General features: G+C 36.0%; 16 protein-coding genes. 8 read left to right on the forward strand and 8 right to left on the reverse strand.

Annotation, left to right across the window (positions count from 1 at the left end; genetic code table 11):
- Nucleotides 1–82: 82 nt before the first annotated feature.
- Nucleotides 83–562 (reverse strand): GNAT family N-acetyltransferase, encoded by a 480-nt coding sequence (locus BK577_RS03085; protein ID WP_078431569.1) that lies wholly within the window; start codon nt 560–562, stop codon nt 83–85.
- 247 nt (nt 563–809) lie between these two features.
- On the opposite strand from BK577_RS03085, the gene BK577_RS25865 reads away from it, so the two are divergent.
- Entirely contained in the window at nt 810–986 is a 177-nt protein-coding gene (locus BK577_RS25865; protein WP_169908075.1) for a hypothetical protein, read from the forward strand.
- A 111-nt stretch (nt 987–1,097) separates the two neighbouring features.
- On the opposite strand, the gene BK577_RS03090 is transcribed toward BK577_RS25865, so the two are convergent.
- A complete protein-coding gene (locus BK577_RS03090) occupies nt 1,098–1,727 on the reverse strand; it encodes a class D sortase (protein ID WP_078431570.1) in 630 nt (209 codons plus the stop codon).
- 53 nt (nt 1,728–1,780) lie between these two features.
- Entirely contained in the window at nt 1,781–3,493 is a 1,713-nt protein-coding gene (locus tag BK577_RS03095) for an ICP22 family protein (RefSeq protein WP_139367256.1), read from the reverse strand.
- A gap of 727 nt (nt 3,494–4,220) precedes the next feature.
- On the opposite strand from BK577_RS03095, the gene hprK reads away from it, so the two are divergent.
- Entirely contained in the window at nt 4,221–5,138 is a 918-nt protein-coding gene (hprK, locus tag BK577_RS03105; RefSeq protein WP_139367257.1) for an HPr(Ser) kinase/phosphatase, read from the forward strand.
- Nucleotides 5,139–5,228: 90 nt separating this feature from the next.
- Here hprK and BK577_RS03110 read toward each other — a convergent pair whose 3' ends face one another.
- Nucleotides 5,229–5,639 (reverse strand): Lrp/AsnC family transcriptional regulator, encoded by a 411-nt coding sequence (locus tag BK577_RS03110; RefSeq protein ID WP_078431572.1) that lies wholly within the window; start codon nt 5,637–5,639, stop codon nt 5,229–5,231.
- A 117-nt stretch (nt 5,640–5,756) separates the two neighbouring features.
- On the opposite strand from BK577_RS03110, the gene BK577_RS03115 reads away from it, so the two are divergent.
- Nucleotides 5,757–6,518 (forward strand): MBL fold metallo-hydrolase, encoded by a 762-nt coding sequence (locus BK577_RS03115; protein WP_078431573.1) that lies wholly within the window; start codon nt 5,757–5,759, stop codon nt 6,516–6,518.
- A 147-nt stretch (nt 6,519–6,665) separates the two neighbouring features.
- Nucleotides 6,666–7,973, forward strand: a complete 1,308-nt coding sequence (locus BK577_RS03120; RefSeq protein ID WP_078431574.1) for an MFS transporter — start codon at nt 6,666–6,668, stop codon at nt 7,971–7,973.
- 49 nt (nt 7,974–8,022) lie between these two features.
- On the opposite strand, the gene BK577_RS03125 is transcribed toward BK577_RS03120, so the two are convergent.
- On the reverse strand, nt 8,023–8,505 hold the full coding sequence (locus BK577_RS03125; RefSeq protein WP_078431575.1) for a DUF2798 domain-containing protein: 483 nt from the start codon (nt 8,503–8,505) through the stop codon (nt 8,023–8,025).
- Between the two features lie 353 nt (nt 8,506–8,858).
- Here BK577_RS03125 and BK577_RS03130 point away from each other — a divergent pair, with 353 nt between their 5' ends.
- The 4 genes from BK577_RS03130 (at nt 8,859) to BK577_RS03145 (ending at nt 12,882) form a co-directional block, all read left to right on the forward strand.
- Entirely contained in the window at nt 8,859–9,881 is a 1,023-nt protein-coding gene (locus tag BK577_RS03130) for an AraC family transcriptional regulator (protein ID WP_078431576.1), read from the forward strand.
- A gap of 98 nt (nt 9,882–9,979) precedes the next feature.
- Complete coding sequence (locus tag BK577_RS03135) at nt 9,980–10,774, forward strand: SDR family NAD(P)-dependent oxidoreductase (protein ID WP_078431577.1); 795 nt, start codon at nt 9,980–9,982, stop codon at nt 10,772–10,774.
- Nucleotides 10,775–11,022: 248 nt separating this feature from the next.
- Nucleotides 11,023–11,598 carry a TetR/AcrR family transcriptional regulator gene (locus tag BK577_RS03140; protein ID WP_078431578.1) on the forward strand — a complete coding sequence of 192 codons (576 nt, stop codon included), beginning with the start codon at nt 11,023–11,025 and terminating at the stop codon, nt 11,596–11,598.
- 60 nt (nt 11,599–11,658) lie between these two features.
- Complete coding sequence (locus BK577_RS03145; RefSeq protein WP_180321200.1) at nt 11,659–12,882, forward strand: MFS transporter; 1,224 nt, start codon at nt 11,659–11,661, stop codon at nt 12,880–12,882.
- 753 nt (nt 12,883–13,635) lie between these two features.
- Here BK577_RS03145 and BK577_RS03150 read toward each other — a convergent pair.
- From BK577_RS03150 to BK577_RS03160, 3 genes are all read right to left on the reverse strand, one after another.
- Complete coding sequence (locus tag BK577_RS03150) at nt 13,636–14,532, reverse strand: vanadium-dependent haloperoxidase (RefSeq protein ID WP_078431580.1); 897 nt, start codon at nt 14,530–14,532, stop codon at nt 13,636–13,638.
- Between the two features lie 238 nt (nt 14,533–14,770).
- Entirely contained in the window at nt 14,771–15,241 is a 471-nt protein-coding gene (locus BK577_RS03155) for a FixH family protein (protein ID WP_078431581.1), read from the reverse strand.
- 13 nt (nt 15,242–15,254) lie between these two features.
- A complete protein-coding gene (locus BK577_RS03160) occupies nt 15,255–16,601 on the reverse strand; it encodes a PepSY-associated TM helix domain-containing protein (RefSeq protein WP_078431582.1) in 1,347 nt (448 codons plus the stop codon).
- Between the last annotated feature and the right edge of the window lie 132 nt (nt 16,602–16,733).

Consider the following 16,733-nt stretch of genomic DNA (forward strand, 5'->3'; position numbering starts at 1 on the left):
AGAATAGATCTAACACAAAAACGCATGAATGATCCGTTCATGCGTTTTACATTTACTTGCTTTTTTCTACATAAAGCCTCGCTTATTTTAACTCTTTTATATACCAAGCATCACAAGCATTATGATCTGACCCATCCAGTGCCTTATCAAGCTGTTGGAAACCAAATTTGAGGTAAAGATGATTTGCTGTTTGGAGTTTCTTCAACGTTTCTAAATAACAGTATGTATAGTGTTCCTTGGCGAAGTCGAGTGCTACTTTCATTAACTTTTTCGATAGTCCTACTCCTTGAGCTTCAGGTGATATGTATAACTTTTGCAACTCGCAAATCCCGCTCCCCTGTCCAAATGGTGCAATACCTACACCACCTACCACTTCATTTTTATCATTCACAGCAACCCAATATTTCGCATTTGTTTGGTGCATGTAGTATTGTGCAAGAGTACTTAACTGGGGATCAAAGTAGGCTGTCCCTGGAATATTTAAGTGATATGATTCTAATGAGTGCTTAATAATTTGCTCTATTTTTTGATTGTCCTTTTCTTCCATTTCACGAATATGCATTGCTCTTCCCCTATCTTCATTATTAATATATTCTACTATTATTTTCATGTCATAAGGAACCTAGTCTTAAGCCATAATGTCATATATCTACTTTAAGATCCAATATGCACAATCAACTTCTGTTACTAGATTACGATCTCTACAAGTGAATATTCTTGTTTCCTTAAAACACCATTTAATGTATAATAATTACAAATTTGGGCGTAATTATTAAAATGATATTTGTTATATAAGGTGGTATCCCCTCATGAGTACAGCTCTTAATCTAATCGGAAGCATGCTATTCGTTATGATAGGTTTTTTTTCTTATCTTCGGTCATTAAGAATCTCCAATAAGGATTGGAGAGAATTAGCAATGATTTCTTCTTTGATTTTCATTGTTTTTGGGTTATCTACTTATATCTATTTAACGATCTCACACTGAGGTTTAGAGATGAAACGATAACCTTTTAAGGTTTTCCTGACAGTATTTAAAAATCATAAACTCTCTGAAAACATAAAAAAGACGCTACTGATTAGCGCCTTATTTACAGTGTTATTCGGTTACCAATTCTCCCTGAATGATATACCGATCAGGGGCAGAACCAATAAAGTCAAACGGATAGCAGGTCGTAAGTGTCAAAGTTGGTTTATCTTTTTTCACAATAACAGTTCGGTCATTTTCATCTGTAACCCAGATTTTTTTTATCTCATAATCGAAAGATTCACCTTCATATTCAACTGTCATGATATCTCCCTGTTCAAGCTCACCCAATTCTGTAAAAACGGTATCCCGATGTCCGCTTAAAACAGTATGACCTCCGATATCATTTGGGATTGTTGTCCATTCACTCACATACATCCCGACACCTTTATCAAGTGTTGATTCATCTGTATTCCAAAAAACATCAAAGCTTGAATCTATTTTTGGAATTTGTAAACTCGCTACATTTTTTCCATTCTCTACAGAATAGTTTAATGTTGACATATCTTCTATTGTTTTTTCATTCTTTTTTTCAAGCGCCTTTTTAGGCTGTAACTCGGTACTTTTTGTTGTAATGGCTTGGGTCTCATTCATGGCTTTTACAGATTTTTTACTGTCATTCCATTGATATAAATTCCAAGCAGAATAGGAGATTCCGCCAATAACGAATACAGCTGCAATAAATCCAATGATTCGGGACATTGTTACCCTCCCAATCTAAAAATCTTAAAGAGGACGAAAATCGCCCTCTTCACTTATTTATGTTGAAATAATCTCTTTCTCACTGCAAGTAAGGCTGCACCAAATGCTGCGATTGCCCCGCCCATTAATACACCAACAGGGTTCGTTCCAGCTGTTTTTGGCAGTTTACCACCTTGTTCACTATCTGAATCATCATCATTATCAGCCGGTGTTACTTTAAGATCGCTATCATTGTTATCATTAGCTTTTCCACTATTATTACTGTTGTTAGATGAATTGTTACCTTTATCAGAGTTAGTTGGAGTTGGCTTATTTACAACAGGTGTTGTACCACCATCATTGTCTGAACCGTTATCTGTGTCACCTGAATCGTTGCCTGATCCATTGTCCGAGTCATCATCATTACCTTCATATTTTACTAATTCAATTGGTGTTGTAAATGATTCAACTGCTTCATTACCGCTAAATAAGGTAATTTTCACTTTCAAGTTTTTAATATCTTCAAAGCTTAAACTGCTTTCCCCAATTGCTGAGAAGAAGCCTTGATAACCGCCAGCTGCTTCTATTGCACCAATATCAACAAAAGCGGTATTTCCATTCCAATCAAGATTTAATCGGCTGGATCCAAGTCCCAAACTTCCACCACCTAAGAAATCATCAAGCGCGTCAGGGATTTCACCCTCTTGATAGCTATCAGGTTCATGAATGGTTACACCGTTTGGTACGATAAACTCAATTTTAACGTTATCAATGCTTTCAATTTGTAAATTTTGAACTTTAAAACCAAATTGCATACCAAATTGATTATCCGCTAAACCTGGAAAATCAGTCACTGCCTGTGCTCTTCCTTCAAAGAATGTTGCTTCACTCATTGTGCTGAATGATAGATTGCTTGATCCGGAAATTTGACCAACTGGTGAGTAACTTCCATCAATCACATATGCATTTAAGGTTTGAAGTAAATTAGCTCCAGCTGTTTTTCCGATAACAGGGATGTTAATGGAAACATTTTTTGTTTCTCCAGCTTTCACTTCGCCAAATGGAATGGCTAATTCTGTTTCTTCACCTGATAAAAGATAAATATCCTGAGGAGTTTCGTCCGTATCAAGCACCATAATATCATCAGGAATATCTACACCTGTATAAAAGTTCGCTATTGCTTGTTCAGAATCATTTGTAACAGTGGCATTAATTGTTAATGTATAGTAGCCTTTTTCTTTATCAAACTCAGAAACTTGTCCATTTACTGATCCTTCCATTTGTGCAACGATTTCTTCAGACGTTAAACCAGGCAGCTGTTCTTCTTCATCCTCATCAACAACATCCTCTTCATTTGCTGATGAATCCTCTTCTGTTCCCTCTTCTTCACCTGCTACTGGATCTTCTTCTGATCCTTCTTCTTCATTTGCTGCTGGATCTTCTTCTACTACCTCTTCTTCACCTGCTACTGGATTTTCTTCTACTACTACTTCTTCACCTGCTGCTGGATCTTCTTCTATTACTTCTTCTTCACTAGCTGCTGGATCCTCTTCTGTTGGGGTTTCGCTCGGTTCGCTTGAAGTTGGCTCGTCGGCTACAGCTTCTGAATCACTAGTTTCATCTGCTGGAACAACGACATTGGCAGCGTCTGTTGCAGTTTCTTCACTTGCTTTATCTACAACGGCTTGTTGCTTAACACTTTCACTACCTTCTTCAGCTGCTACTGAGATTCCTGGAGTAATTGCTACTGCTAATCCTAATGTGACGATTGATGCTTTTCTTAACAAAAAATCCACTCCCTTTTGACTATGTGTTTTTGTACCATTTCCGGTTTTTCATACTTTTTATTCAATAAAGTAATAATATTTATCTATCACTTAACTTCAAAATATTAGTATAAAAGCCTGAATATGGTAGTTTAAGATATCCAAAAAACATCATAAGCCATTCGCAATATGCATATCAATTGGCTCAAAGGAAAATGGCTATTTGGTCACAGGTTGCAAAACTATCTTTTCTACAATATTTTACAATTTCAAACAAAAGGAAAACATTGTCATTTCAAGGTTAACTAAATAATTAAAGATCTGGAATATTTATTTCACTATAGTAAAAACAGCTATTATATCCTAACTACTTCTAAACCTTTTTACTTAATGTTAAGAATTCATGGGTGAAAGGTGTTGTTTTGTGATTATTACACACCCTCAAAAATACCTAATAAGGGCGTGGTATCTAGATGAATAACACTTTTCATCCATCTTTAAATAAAACTACTTTTTACCTATTTTCGAACTCCCTCTTAATAAGACTTTTTTCGCACTAATTCTTTTATAAAAAATAGCTATTTGTTATTCGCTACATGTAAAAAAACACGAATGAATCATTTCTGTGACATTCTTCCATAATGATAGATATCTACTCCTAAAATCATATATGATTATATACAATATCATTGTTTTATTAGAGCACTCATTAAATAAATACGCCTCTAGAAAGGAGAGCATCTTCATATTGAAATTATTAACCGTTGAACATTTGGTTCAAAAATTTGCATTAAAGGTTCTTGCTGGTGAAGAACAACTCCAAAAAGCTATTACACAACCTAGATCTCATCGTCCTGGTTTAGAGTTCGTTGGTCACTTTGATTTTTTTCCAACAGAACGAGTTCAAATACTAGGAAGCAAAGAGATTACCTATTTACATAAATTAAGCTTGGATGAGCGTCAATTTCGGATAGGGAATATTGTAAAATATCACCCACCTTGTTTCATTGTTACGGCTGGTGAAGAAGGACTAACCTACTTAACACAATACTGTCTTGAAGAGGGAATCCCTCTATTATGTACGGATACACCACAACCAACCTCTGAATTTATTACAAAACTTGATGCTTATATGGTTAAAGCATTAGCACCTGAAACTGCGATCCATGGAGTTTGTATTAATGTCTATGGAATGGGGATTTTAATTCGAGGAAAATCCGGTGTTGGGAAAAGTGAAACAGCACATACGTTGATTGGGCGGGGACATCGACTTGTTGCAGATGATATTGTCGTGTTAAAAAAGCTTAGTCCGACCACCATTCTTGGCACACATGACGAGAAAACAAAGGAATTTCTTTCACTGCGAAGTATTGGGCTTTTAAATGTTGTCCGATTATATGGAAGAAAAGCGTTTCAAGATGAAACAAGAATTGCGTTAGATATTGAATTGACTAAATGGCAAAAAGATACCCTAAATAATGAATTAGAGCAGGAATCGAAATTCACAGAATATATGGGGGTAAAAATTCCTCATATTGAAATCCAATTGCAGCCTGGACGTGATGTTGCAGGGTTAATTGAAGCAGCTGCTAATAATTGGCTTTTGAAACAACAAGGATATAGTGCTGCAGAAGAATTTATCAAACGCCTTGAATCTGAGTTTTGATGTAAACTTACATAATGCAATTTTCTAAGAGTCGCTGTACTTTACCTAAAAAGTATAGCGACTCTTTTGACGCAGCCAAATACCACATCATTACTTACTTATAATAATCGTTAATTTATAGTTCGCATGTTGATTCAAATCTTCTAAAAATTGATTTAACACTTCATTAGATGGAAACTTACACTCAAGCAGGTAACAACCATCCCCACTAATTTTATAATTGTTTAAAACAAATGATTTCTGAGCTTTAATAAATGAAAGATATGAATCATGATGAGGACTTTTTGTATAAATATTGATCATCGCATGAATCAGGCAGCCTAATTTTGTCTGGTTCATTCTAATTGTATACCCCTCAATAACTCCATTATCCTCTAACTTTGCTACTCTTGTGGCAGCTGCTTGGCCAGTCAAATGAACCTTCTCACCCAATTCCTTCATCGTGATCCGACTGTTCTTGGATAGTTCTTCAAGGATACGCATATCTGTGTGATCTAACATTTATTCAACTCCTTTCAATAATCAAGTTAAACCGCCAAAAGACTTGATTTTATCTATGTAAATGATAGCTGGTCATCATTTAAACTATATCTAATTCAAAGAAAAGGAGCAAAAAAAATGAAGATACAACAAATTCGCAACGCGACGATCGTTGTTCAATATGCAGGAAAGAAATTTTTAGTTGATCCATTTTTAGCAGAAAAAGGGACTTATCCTCCTTTCCCTAATTCATTAAGACAAAATCAGCAAAATCCATTAGTCAGTTTACCAGTTTCCATTGACGAACTGATTCATGAAGTGGATGCTGTTATTGTCACACATCTCCATTTAGATCATTACGATGATACAGCGAAAAATGTCATACCGAAACACATAACAATGTTTGTGCAAAATGAAGATGATGCTGCAGTTGTTAAAAGTGACGGCTTTCAACATGTTGAAGTTTTAACAGAAGACACGACACTTGAAGGGATTCAAATAATCAAAACGAAAGGCGAGCATGGCAGAGGAGACATTTTAAAAATGGCCGGAGACGTTTGTGGTGTTGTTTTTAAGCACCCTTCTGAAAAAACATTATACATTGCAGGTGATACGGTTTGGTATGAAGGAACACAGGAAGTGATCAATACTCATAATCCTGAAATTATAGTTGTAAACGGTGGAGATAACCAATTCCTAGAAGGCGGATCTTTAGTTATGGGGAAAGAAGATATCTTTGAAGTGTATAAAGCTGCCCCTAACGCAACGATTGTTTCTGTCCATATGGAAGCCGTTAATCATTGGACATTATCCAGAAAAGAATTAAAAAGCTTTGTTCAGGAAAAAGAAATCTCATCTCAGGTACTCGTTCCTGATGACGGTGAATCTTATACATTTTAACAGCTCATAAAACATATTTTTCAAAAAATCTTTTTCATTTTCAATTTTGACCATTAACAGTAATATATTGGTAAGGGCTCATGAATGTATTGTTCTTCTCATGAGCTCTTTCTAATTAGGATGAAGCATTTTAAGGAGGTGCAAAGGATGAAAAATGAAACACAACAGCATCCAAGTTGGGTGCAGGAATACATTGATTCACCTGAGAAACAACAAATGCTTTACAAAAAAACATTAAAAATCGTGATCTTGTCACAAATTTTTGGTGGAGCAGGGCTTGCTGCAGGGATAACAGTTGGTGCCCTTCTAGCCCAGGATATGATTGGGACAGAAAGTGCTGCAGGCCTTCCGGTTGCATTGCTCACATTAGGATCTGCAGGGGCTGCATTGCTAGTTGGCCGACTTTCACAGCGTTTTGGACGGAGAATAGGTCTTGCAGCAGGTTTCTTCGCTGGTGGTCTTGGAGCCATTGGTATTATCACAGCCTCTTTACTTAACAGTATTTTGCTATTATTCCTATCTCTTCTTATTTATGGAGCTGGTACCGCTACAAATCTATTAGCCAGATATGCTGGTACAGACTTAGCAACACCTAAACAAAGGGCCACTGCTGTGAGCATGGCAATGGTATCAACTACTTTTGGTGCTGTAGCAGGTCCAAACCTTGTTGATGTAATGGGAAATTTTGCACAATCAATTGGTATTCCTCCATTAGCAGGTCCTTTTATCTTAGCTGCTGCTGCCTTTATTCTCGCCGGAACAGTTCTCTTCATTTTTCTTCGTCCGGATCCATTGATTGTATCGACAGCTGTTGCGAAGGCACAGGAAAAAGCGAATCGTGTACAGAAAAAGCAAACTTTAGATAACCCGAACACAAATAAAAGCGGCATCGTCGTTGGTGCAACCATTATGGTGTTAACGCAGCTCGTGATGGTGGCAATTATGACGATGACACCTATCCATATGGAACACTATGGTCATGGGCTCAGAGCAGTAGGGTTAGTCATCGGATTCCATATAGGTGCTATGTATCTACCTTCACTTTTCACCGGAGTATTAGTAGATAAAGTGGGACGCACGGCTATGGCGATTGCTTCCGGTGCCACTCTATTATTCTCAGGCTTGGTTGCAGCTTTTGCACCTGGCCATTCAATGGGATTACTTATTTTTGCACTCATTTTGCTTGGGGTTGGTTGGAACTTTGGCTTAATAAGTGGAACAGCCCTAATCATTGATGCCACACATCCAACTACCCGTGCCAAAACACAAGGATCTGTTGATGTATTGGTTGCACTATCAGGGGCCTCCGGCAGTGCGTTATCAGGAATGGTCGTCGCACATTCCAGTTATACTGCGCTATCTCTTTCCGGAGCTGTACTCTCACTTTTACTTATACCTGTCGTTGCTTGGTCTCATGCGATTCAAAGGAAAGAAAAGGTCAACTCGTTAAGCTAACGTAAAAAGACAAGATCTCTAATCGAAGATCTTGTCTTTTTTTAAAATTTTATACACTTACTACCTTAGTAGATTTAACATATTTAACAAATAAAAAGCGAACCAGCGGTCCCATAATAATGATCTGTAGAGGCAATGCCATCATAAAGTTCTTACCGAATACAGATAAATAATCTGACAAAATTGAACTCGCAGTAAATCCGTTGTGAATATACGTTGTAACAAGGCCATAAATAGACATAAAGAAAGCCATCCCTATCACCATACAGATAGAAATTGATAGAATTGTATAAACCTTATTATTCGTCTTAGCTGTTATTTTCAAAGCTATTTTTTTGGCATTTGGCCCAACGATAAACAAATCTAGTATGAATGCAATAACAAACCCAATAAGAAAATCAGAAATCCCCTCTATAAGTGTAAGTTCCCCTATCATTCCATTGAGATAAAAATTATAGATCGTCATAAAGAATACCATTCCAAAACACATCATAAAACCAAATTGAACACTTTCCTTCTTTGTTGTTGGCATTTTTTGTTCCTCCTTTTTCATACCTCTGTATTATAGAGAGTATAAAAATCCCTCGTAAGTGAACATTTTGTGAACCTTGTTTTAAAGGGTGGAGGAACAACCAACTCTTAACCTCTAATGCGTAAAGTAACAATATAGTTGTTTAATTTTTGATATTAGATCCTTCACCGTGCTTAAAAATATATCAATAAAGTCGTTTAAAAATCTAATTTGGCGTAGTTAGCAAGTGTTTTGTCGCAATTTGCTAGTTACAAGGCATCATTGGAGAGATACTATTAAACTGTACCATTAGTAAAGAAGGACACAAATTACGCTTAAAAATACTTATGTAAATAGATAAAGGAGGCATATATATGACGTTGAATACCTCTGATCGTATTAAAATTCCGGCAGGATTTTGGGCAGGATTACGTCAATTGGGGATTGTCGCCCACGAGGTGGTTCGAAAAGCACAATTGCCAATCACCATTATTTCTGATCCAGTTGTCACCACAGCTCAATATTTCGCGATCTGGCAGGCTTATTCCGATCTCATTGATGACACTGCCACAGGAATCATCAAGCTCGCGACATCCTTTGAAACAGATCATTTCCCCCCGACTGTCTTAGCAACTTACCATGCTCGTGACTACCGTGATGCTTTAAAGCGAATGGCCAGGTACAAACAACTGTGCCCTCCTGAAAGCATACATATCACCGAGGAAGGTGAACACTGCACAATTGAAATAAAATCATTGCATAGTGAACAACCCGGTCTGCCCATTCTAATTGGTATTACGTTGGCATTTCTACTCGAGCTTGGACGCAGGGGCACAGGTCAACCACTGGCAGCAAAGTTCGTCGAATTTTCTCCCGATTCTATTGGCGACCTACAGATACTTGAAGATTACTTCGGCTGCCGAATTCAGATCGGTACAAATTGTAACCGGTTGACTTTACATCGAGCAGATCTGGATCGTCCCTTTGTCTCGTACAATGCAGAATTGCTGGAGATACTGACTCCCGTACTGGAACAGTCGTTGAATGAGCAGGCACGCAGCACATCAATTACTGAGACGGTCAAGTGGATCATGAAATGTAGTCTAACAGGAGGTCGCCCTGACATTCAGACTATTGCGAGCGAGTTAGGGATAAGCGATCGTACCTTGCAGCGGCGTCTTACTGAAGAAGGCACGAGCTTCAAGCATTTGTTAACAAAAGTTCGACATGAGCAGGCAAGAGAGTACCTGGCAGACCCGTCACTTGATATTAAAGAGGTCGCCTTTTTGATTGGATATGAAGACCAAAACTCATTCTACCGCGCCTTTCACCTTTGGGAAGGTGCTACCCCTTTAAAATGGCGTACTAAACATCTCGGTTTAAACTTGATTAATTGACTAGTTTACTTTTTGACACTGTATGAACAGCCGGATAACTTAATAATAACTAACACAATAAAAGGATTATTTTTTTAAACTAAAAGGAGCAATGTATTATGGATATGGATTTGAAAAATAAAACAGCTTTAGTCACTGGATCAACAAGAGGGATCGGTAAAGCAATTGCCATTGAACTTGCAAAAGAAGGTGTTAATGTACTAATTAATGGGCGAAATGACGAAGAGGTAGAACGAACCGTAAAAGAAATTAAGTTAGAGTTCCCTGATACCGTCCCTCAAAATGCTACTGCCGATATTGTAGATATTCAACAAAGGGAAGCATTATTTAAAAAACATCCCCAAATCGATATCTTAGTTAACAATATGGGGATTTATGAAATTATGAAATATGAGGAAGTCGACGATGAAGTATGGGAAAAGTATATCCGTACTAATGTTCTTTCCGCAAATGGATTATCTAAATTTTACTTACCTAAAATGATAAAAAATAATTTTGGTCGAATTATCTTTATTGCGAGTGAGGAAGCAGTTATGCCTTCGGGACAAATGCCTCAATATTGTATGACAAAATCAATGCTATTATCATTGTCAAAAAGCCTCTCTAAATTAACAATAGGAAAAGAAGTTACTGTCAATACGATTATGCCGGGACCATCACTCTCCGAAAATGTGCAACAAATAATTGAGAGGATATACCCTAATGAAAATATGACTTTTTCAGAAAAAGAGAAAGAATTTATGACTACAAATCTACCTCAGTCTGAAATCCAACGATTTATCAAGCCAACTGAGATAGGTAGATTAACTGCCTTTATATGTAGCCCTTATGCATCCGCTTTTAAAGGTTCTCCGATTCGTATGGATGGAGGCATGGTACCGACTATTTTCTAGCACTTTTTCTTTTACTTTTATGGTGCTTTAGATGCATCACTGTGCATACTTGCTGATAAAATATTCTGTTCAGTTTGTAAAAAATAAGGTGAGTCATTAACTCATCTTTTTTCATCTCCTTATGTCGTAATTTATTTTAATTCAATATTTTCTAAAGCAGAAATAAGCACTTTTCATTGTTCTGGATTTTTCTGGACTCTTCGTTCCGAAACCTCTATACTAATTTATATAAATGGGGGTGTTGTAAATTGGGTAGAAAGATTAGTTTTAACAAAGAACATGCTTTGAATAAAGCTATGTATTTATTTTGGGAGAAAGGTTATGACGCTACATATATCTCAGATCTTATTGAAACGATGGGAATAAGTCGATCTACTCTCTACGATAGTTTTGGAGATAAGGATGAACTATTTAAACTGGTTTTAGAACATTATAAAAACTATGGCTATCGAAGAAGAAATTTACTTTTTAGTGGTATAAACACTAAAGCATCACTTAAATCCTTTTTTTATCAACAAATTGAAAAATGCTATTCAGATGACATTCCCAAAAGTTGTATTATCACTAATTCTTCACTGCTTATTGGACATATTGATCCTTCCATAGAAGAAATACTTATAAATGATTTTAATGAACTTGAAAAAGTGTTTAAGAAAGTCATTGAAGAAGGGAAAAAGAAAGGAGAAATTTCACAAGAGGCTAACTCTGAATTAGTTGCATATTCTTTATTAAGTTTAAATCATAGCATTAATTTAATGTCCAGATACAAAAAAGAGAAAAATCTAGCCTATCATCTAGTGGATAAGACTATTGCAGACCTATAGTCTTTCTTTTTTAAGTATTTCGGAACGAACGTACCAAAAAGATAAAAATAAACAAAAGGAATGATAACGTTGACTAAAAAGACAAATTTTTTAATTTTTATTTTGGCAATTAGTTGCGGATCACTTGCTACTAATATTTATTATGCTCAACCAATTGTACAATTTATTGCAAAAGATCTGAACATCTCTTCTGGTTTATCTGGATTGCTCACTACTTTGACCCAAATTGGGTATGGATTGGGATTATTTTTTATCGTACCCATGGCTGACTTATTTAAAAGTAAGAAAATAATTATTATTCTTATCGGGCTTTCTATCTTTTCATTAATTGGTGCTCTTATTTCCACAAATGGAATTGTTTTTTTACTATTAACAACCATAATTGGCATTGGAGCCTGTGCGGCTCAAATATTAGTTCCACTAACAATGAGGGTTGTGCCCATTGAAGAGACAGGTAAATATGTAGGGAAAGTGATGAGTGGTTTATTGATTGGGATTATGATTGCTCGCCCATTATCTATCGGAATTACTGACTGGTTCGGCTGGAGGATGGTATTTCTATTTTCATTAATAACGCTAGTTGCCGTATTACTGTTAATTATAAAATTTTTGCCTAACTATGAAGTTGTCTCAAATAGTAACATGTCATATTCACATTTAATTGCTTCTATGGTGAAGCTACTAATAAATACATCTCCTTTACAACAAAGAGCTTTTTATCACGCATGTTTATTTGCAGCATTTAGTCTTTATTGGACAGTACTCCCAATTTTATTAAGGTCTGAACCATTACATTTTTCAAATAATGAAATTGCATTAATTGGATTTGTTGCAATAGCTGGAGCTTTATTAACTCCTACTATTGGTAAAATTGCAGATAAAGGTTATATTTTTTCAATGACTAATGTATCAATGGCGCTCGTACTTCTATCTATTGTACTTTTATTCTTTGTTCAAGATCATTCACTATTGAGTGTAATTTTAATCCTTATCTCTGGAATTAGCATCGATATTGGGGTATCAGGAAATTTATTATTAGGTCAAAAAGTTATCTTTGGGTTAAATCCCGAGATAAGAAACAGACTTAATGGATTATATATGACTATTTTCTTTTTTGGAGGAGCCTTTGGTTCTTGGATTGGAAGTTATTCTTACTATAAAATTAATAGTGAAGTAACTTTACTCATTGGAGCAGCTTTGCCTTTAATTTCCTTATTAGTTCATTTAATAAAAAATAATACAAAAAATTTATCAAAAACCACCAAAAGTAAATACATGTTATAAATATTAATGTACCCCAAAGGTTAGAGTGAAATTTTCGGGTACATACAGTAGCATTATTATATACATTAGGAGCAAAATCGTTTATCTTTATACGTTTTGGCCTATGCTAAAAATATGATTATAACCAATACACCTCATACATCTCTCCAATGCCTTATTGCAGAATATAGTAACTGGAGCTTTTAGCCTTAATACTTTTTTAAAAAATAGTATTTGATATACAAATGCTGTAACAAAACGATCGTTTTTTGTTACAGCCAGTCAGATAAATACCTAATGAGAGCAAGGGGGTTATATGATTCCAGTTTCTTATTGCAGTTCATAGTAGCTTCGCTGGTATTTTGCCTTATTGGATGTCCTGCAAGAAAGTATTAATTTATATAATGAGGTATTATCAGAAATAAAAATGGAGATGTAATTTTGCTACTTTTCCAAGGTAACAAATCACTAATATTTGTGGTTCCTTAATATCATATGTTTAAATTCATTTATTGAAATGGACATGTGTTGCTTTTGTTTATAGGTATTGGGAATGGATTGGTACAAGCTTAAACTGTATATATATTTTATAAGAATTTAGTTCACATAAGTGAAGTTATCGGTAATTAACAAGGTTAATTATTTTTTGTCTCTACCTTTTTAAGGAGGTTGCAAAAACAACCTCCCACTTTCCCTTTGTTAAAGGGGAAATGTGAGGTTATGTTCCAAGTAAACGTTTAATCTACGACATTCACGTTCATTTCAACGCAAGCTCTATAAATATATTAATGGTTTGGGAACATGGATGTTTTTATTTTTATCTGTGCTAGTTTCTTTTTCATCCATTACAAGAGAAGTACAGGTATTTGAGAAGTCGAAAGAAATAAACTGATTGTAATCGTCAGGAAAAATATCTGCATTTAGGAAATTTTCAAATGGATGATCGATGGGTTTTAGATCACTATCACGTTGTGTTTTTAGGTGATTCACAATAACTGTTCCAATAAACCTCCCTAATTTTAGTCCTTCATCGTTATCTGCAGGAAAATGAACACCTGCATACAAACGACTAAGAGCATTGTCGTTAGCAATTTCCCGAAGCTTTTTTGCTTCCTTTGGAAAGAAGTAGCTTAGCACGACTTGTGCACATCCTGACATAGTGGCATGACCGGATGGATAAGTTGGAAAACGAGGTGTGCATAATAATGTTCTCATTTTTGGGTCATATTGATTTGGCCTTGCTACATCCCATCGATATTTTAAGTTCCACACTATGATCATTGTGTCATTTACAGCACCCTGTACAGTAGCTAATATCCTTGCTGCATCTGTTGGACCAACTCCATACGTATCAATTAAGCGATCGATAACAGGAGTCCACTGTTTGGTAGGGACCCCTGTTCCATAATAAATCCCAATCTTTTTTTGATTAGGGGTAAGTCTCTTTAAAGTATTTTGGACGATAAGTAACTCTCTATTGAAGTCAATCAGGTTGGGATGTGTGATAGGAAGTTTCATTTTCCTTCCGTTAGGGTTAAGAAAATTTCCGTTCCTGTCTCTTTTTAAATAAACCAGAGGCCATGAGCCTGCCAAAGGGGTAACCGAATTAGAAGGTTGTTTCGCTTCTCCCGCATAAGGCACCTCAGACCATCGTAAATATTTTGTGCTCATCACTAAATTACCTCACATTCTTAATTTCTAAATAATTCATAGTATGAGAGAAAAGAAGAAAAGTATAGGCAAATAGGAACTAGACAGTAACTTAATTACCTCGCTTTCTTGTTCCATTTTTTCTAATTGTTTTTTATATACCTATTAGTTAACATAACAATTCCGAGAATAATGGAATAACCAACTGATGTTTTTAAACAACTTTAAAATGTTTTAAAAGACTTTAATATCACTTAATTTAATGGTGGCCTTCATGACCACCACTCTGTGGTTTTTCATGACTTTCTAAAAATTTCACATCTTTCTCAGTTAACTTTCCAACAACAAATTGCTTTTGCGGCATGATGATGGAACCCTCGTTACTTGCATGAACTTGTACAAAATAAAGACCATCTTCATTAAAATCTTTCCTTACACTGTATATCCCATTTTTCTCTTTCTTAGCTTGCTCCATTTCATAATGAACAGTACCTTCTTGATTCCAAATTTCAAAATGGACATAATCCGCATCTTCCACCGGCTCTCCTGCTTGTGTAAGCTTTACTTTTATCGTCTCTTGTTGATTGTCAGTAAATGTTTCCGGTATATAAATGTCCAGATGAATAGGTTTTTCTTGTTTATATAATGTCACGACATCCTGTTCATTTGAACATGCCGTTAAGATCATGACAAACAAAGCAGCGATTGAATAACTAAAACTTTTTCTCATTCTACCTCTCCCCTTAAGCATGAAAGAACTGCTTTAATTTTGGGATTCTTTGAATGAAAAGCCAATCAATCAGCCAAACAACAATGATCGATACCCCGACCAACGGGAAAATAATACCTAATATAATTAATAGAATCAGAAATCCTTTTACTTTCCTTGCGCTGGGTGCTTTTGGCGCACTAAGATCATGTTTCCTTTTTCGAATTAGCCACAAATAATAGCCGCTAAATGCCACAAAGATAATTCCCCAGCAAATGATAAGACTAATTAATTGATTGAACCAGCCAAACTGTGTCCCTTTATGAAGAGTAACTCCCAAAGCCACTACTTTGCCAATGAATCCATAATTATCAAACCGATAGTCCGTTAAAACTGCACCCGTATATTGATCCACATGCATCGTTAACTCATCCTGTGCTTTTGGTGGATAAGCTGATAATGTATAAACTCCAGTTGAATCACTTGGCATATAGATCGTATAGCTTGGATGAATTCCTTCACGTTCTGCAACTGTAACCACTTCATCAATCGGTATTGGAATAAATCCCTCTACTTCTGAAGAGGGGATTTCAAGGTTTTCAGCGGCCCATGGTACGTCTGCAATCTCCTTTGTTTGGATCGTTGAAGTTGGCGCACTTCCGAAATAAATGGAAGGCGGGTATCCTACACCTGTTTGTGTGGCGAAGTTTTGGAAATGACCTCCCCAGAACCCTGACCAAGGCAGTCCTGTCAAGATTAAGAACAGCATACCAGCTGTGATCCAGAATCCTGGCACAGCATGCAAGTCCCTCACGAGGATCTTTTTGCCCTTTTTAAATCGGGGAATAACAACTCCTGAAATGGTGAATTTTTTCTTAGGCATCCACAAATAAAAACCAGTAATAACAAGGATAACAGCCCAACATGCCACTAACTCAACGATTCGGTCACCAACTGTACCTGCCATTAATTCACCATGGAACTCTTCTATTTTATCCATGATTCGATCTTCGTTGTTCAATTCTCCGATAACGTTTCCTGTATAAGGGTCACTAAAAATGGTAAGTGATTCATCATGATTCATAATGCCAACTTCACTCGAACGATTTTCTGACTCTCCAGGTCGAAATGTTGTTACAACCGCATCAGGATAGTGTTTTTTCACTTCCTCAATCTGAGAAGTTGGTGAAATTCTCTCATCCTGCGGAGTTACCTCATAAAGGTCTTTATAGAGAAAATTCTCAATCTGTGGCTTATATAAATAAATCGAACCCGTAACTGCTAGAATAATAAGAAACGGGGCAATGAGCAGCCCTGCATAAAAATGCCATCTCCACACCGTCTTATACAGAGAAGGTCGTGTTTGCTTATCTGTTTTCATCACTTCTGTAACTCCTCTTCCATTATTTTTTTCTTTAGATATCATAATAAAAGAAAAATGTGTGGGAATTGTGAAGAAAACTATTTTCTGAACAGTAGACTATTAAAACTCACAAAAACTTCACAACTTAAA

The sequence above is a fragment of the Metabacillus halosaccharovorans genome, from assembly GCF_002019635.1.
Taxonomy (GTDB): domain Bacteria; phylum Bacillota; class Bacilli; order Bacillales; family Bacillaceae; genus Metabacillus; species Metabacillus halosaccharovorans.

Excerpts from the sequence above, each read along its gene's own strand:
- BK577_RS03085 (WP_078431569.1), bottom strand. The coding sequence starts at position 562 with ATGCATATTCGTGAAATGGAAGAAAAGGACAATCAAAAAATAGAGCAA.
- BK577_RS25865 (WP_169908075.1), top strand. The coding sequence starts at position 810 with ATGAGTACAGCTCTTAATCTAATCGGAAGCATGCTATTCGTTATGATA.
- BK577_RS03090 (WP_078431570.1), bottom strand. The coding sequence starts at position 1,727 with ATGTCCCGAATCATTGGATTTATTGCAGCTGTATTCGTTATTGGCGGA.
- BK577_RS03110 (WP_078431572.1), bottom strand. The coding sequence starts at position 5,639 with ATGTTAGATCACACAGATATGCGTATCCTTGAAGAACTATCCAAGAAC.
- BK577_RS03115 (WP_078431573.1), top strand. The coding sequence starts at position 5,757 with ATGAAGATACAACAAATTCGCAACGCGACGATCGTTGTTCAATATGCA.
- BK577_RS03120 (WP_078431574.1), top strand. The coding sequence starts at position 6,666 with ATGAAAAATGAAACACAACAGCATCCAAGTTGGGTGCAGGAATACATT.
- BK577_RS03125 (WP_078431575.1), bottom strand. The coding sequence starts at position 8,505 with ATGCCAACAACAAAGAAGGAAAGTGTTCAATTTGGTTTTATGATGTGT.
- BK577_RS03130 (WP_078431576.1), top strand. The coding sequence starts at position 8,859 with ATGACGTTGAATACCTCTGATCGTATTAAAATTCCGGCAGGATTTTGG.
- BK577_RS03135 (WP_078431577.1), top strand. The coding sequence starts at position 9,980 with ATGGATATGGATTTGAAAAATAAAACAGCTTTAGTCACTGGATCAACA.
- BK577_RS03145 (WP_180321200.1), top strand. The coding sequence starts at position 11,659 with ATGATAACGTTGACTAAAAAGACAAATTTTTTAATTTTTATTTTGGCA.
- BK577_RS03150 (WP_078431580.1), bottom strand. The coding sequence starts at position 14,532 with ATGAGCACAAAATATTTACGATGGTCTGAGGTGCCTTATGCGGGAGAA.
- BK577_RS03155 (WP_078431581.1), bottom strand. The coding sequence starts at position 15,241 with ATGAGAAAAAGTTTTAGTTATTCAATCGCTGCTTTGTTTGTCATGATC.
- BK577_RS03160 (WP_078431582.1), bottom strand. The coding sequence starts at position 16,601 with ATGAAAACAGATAAGCAAACACGACCTTCTCTGTATAAGACGGTGTGG.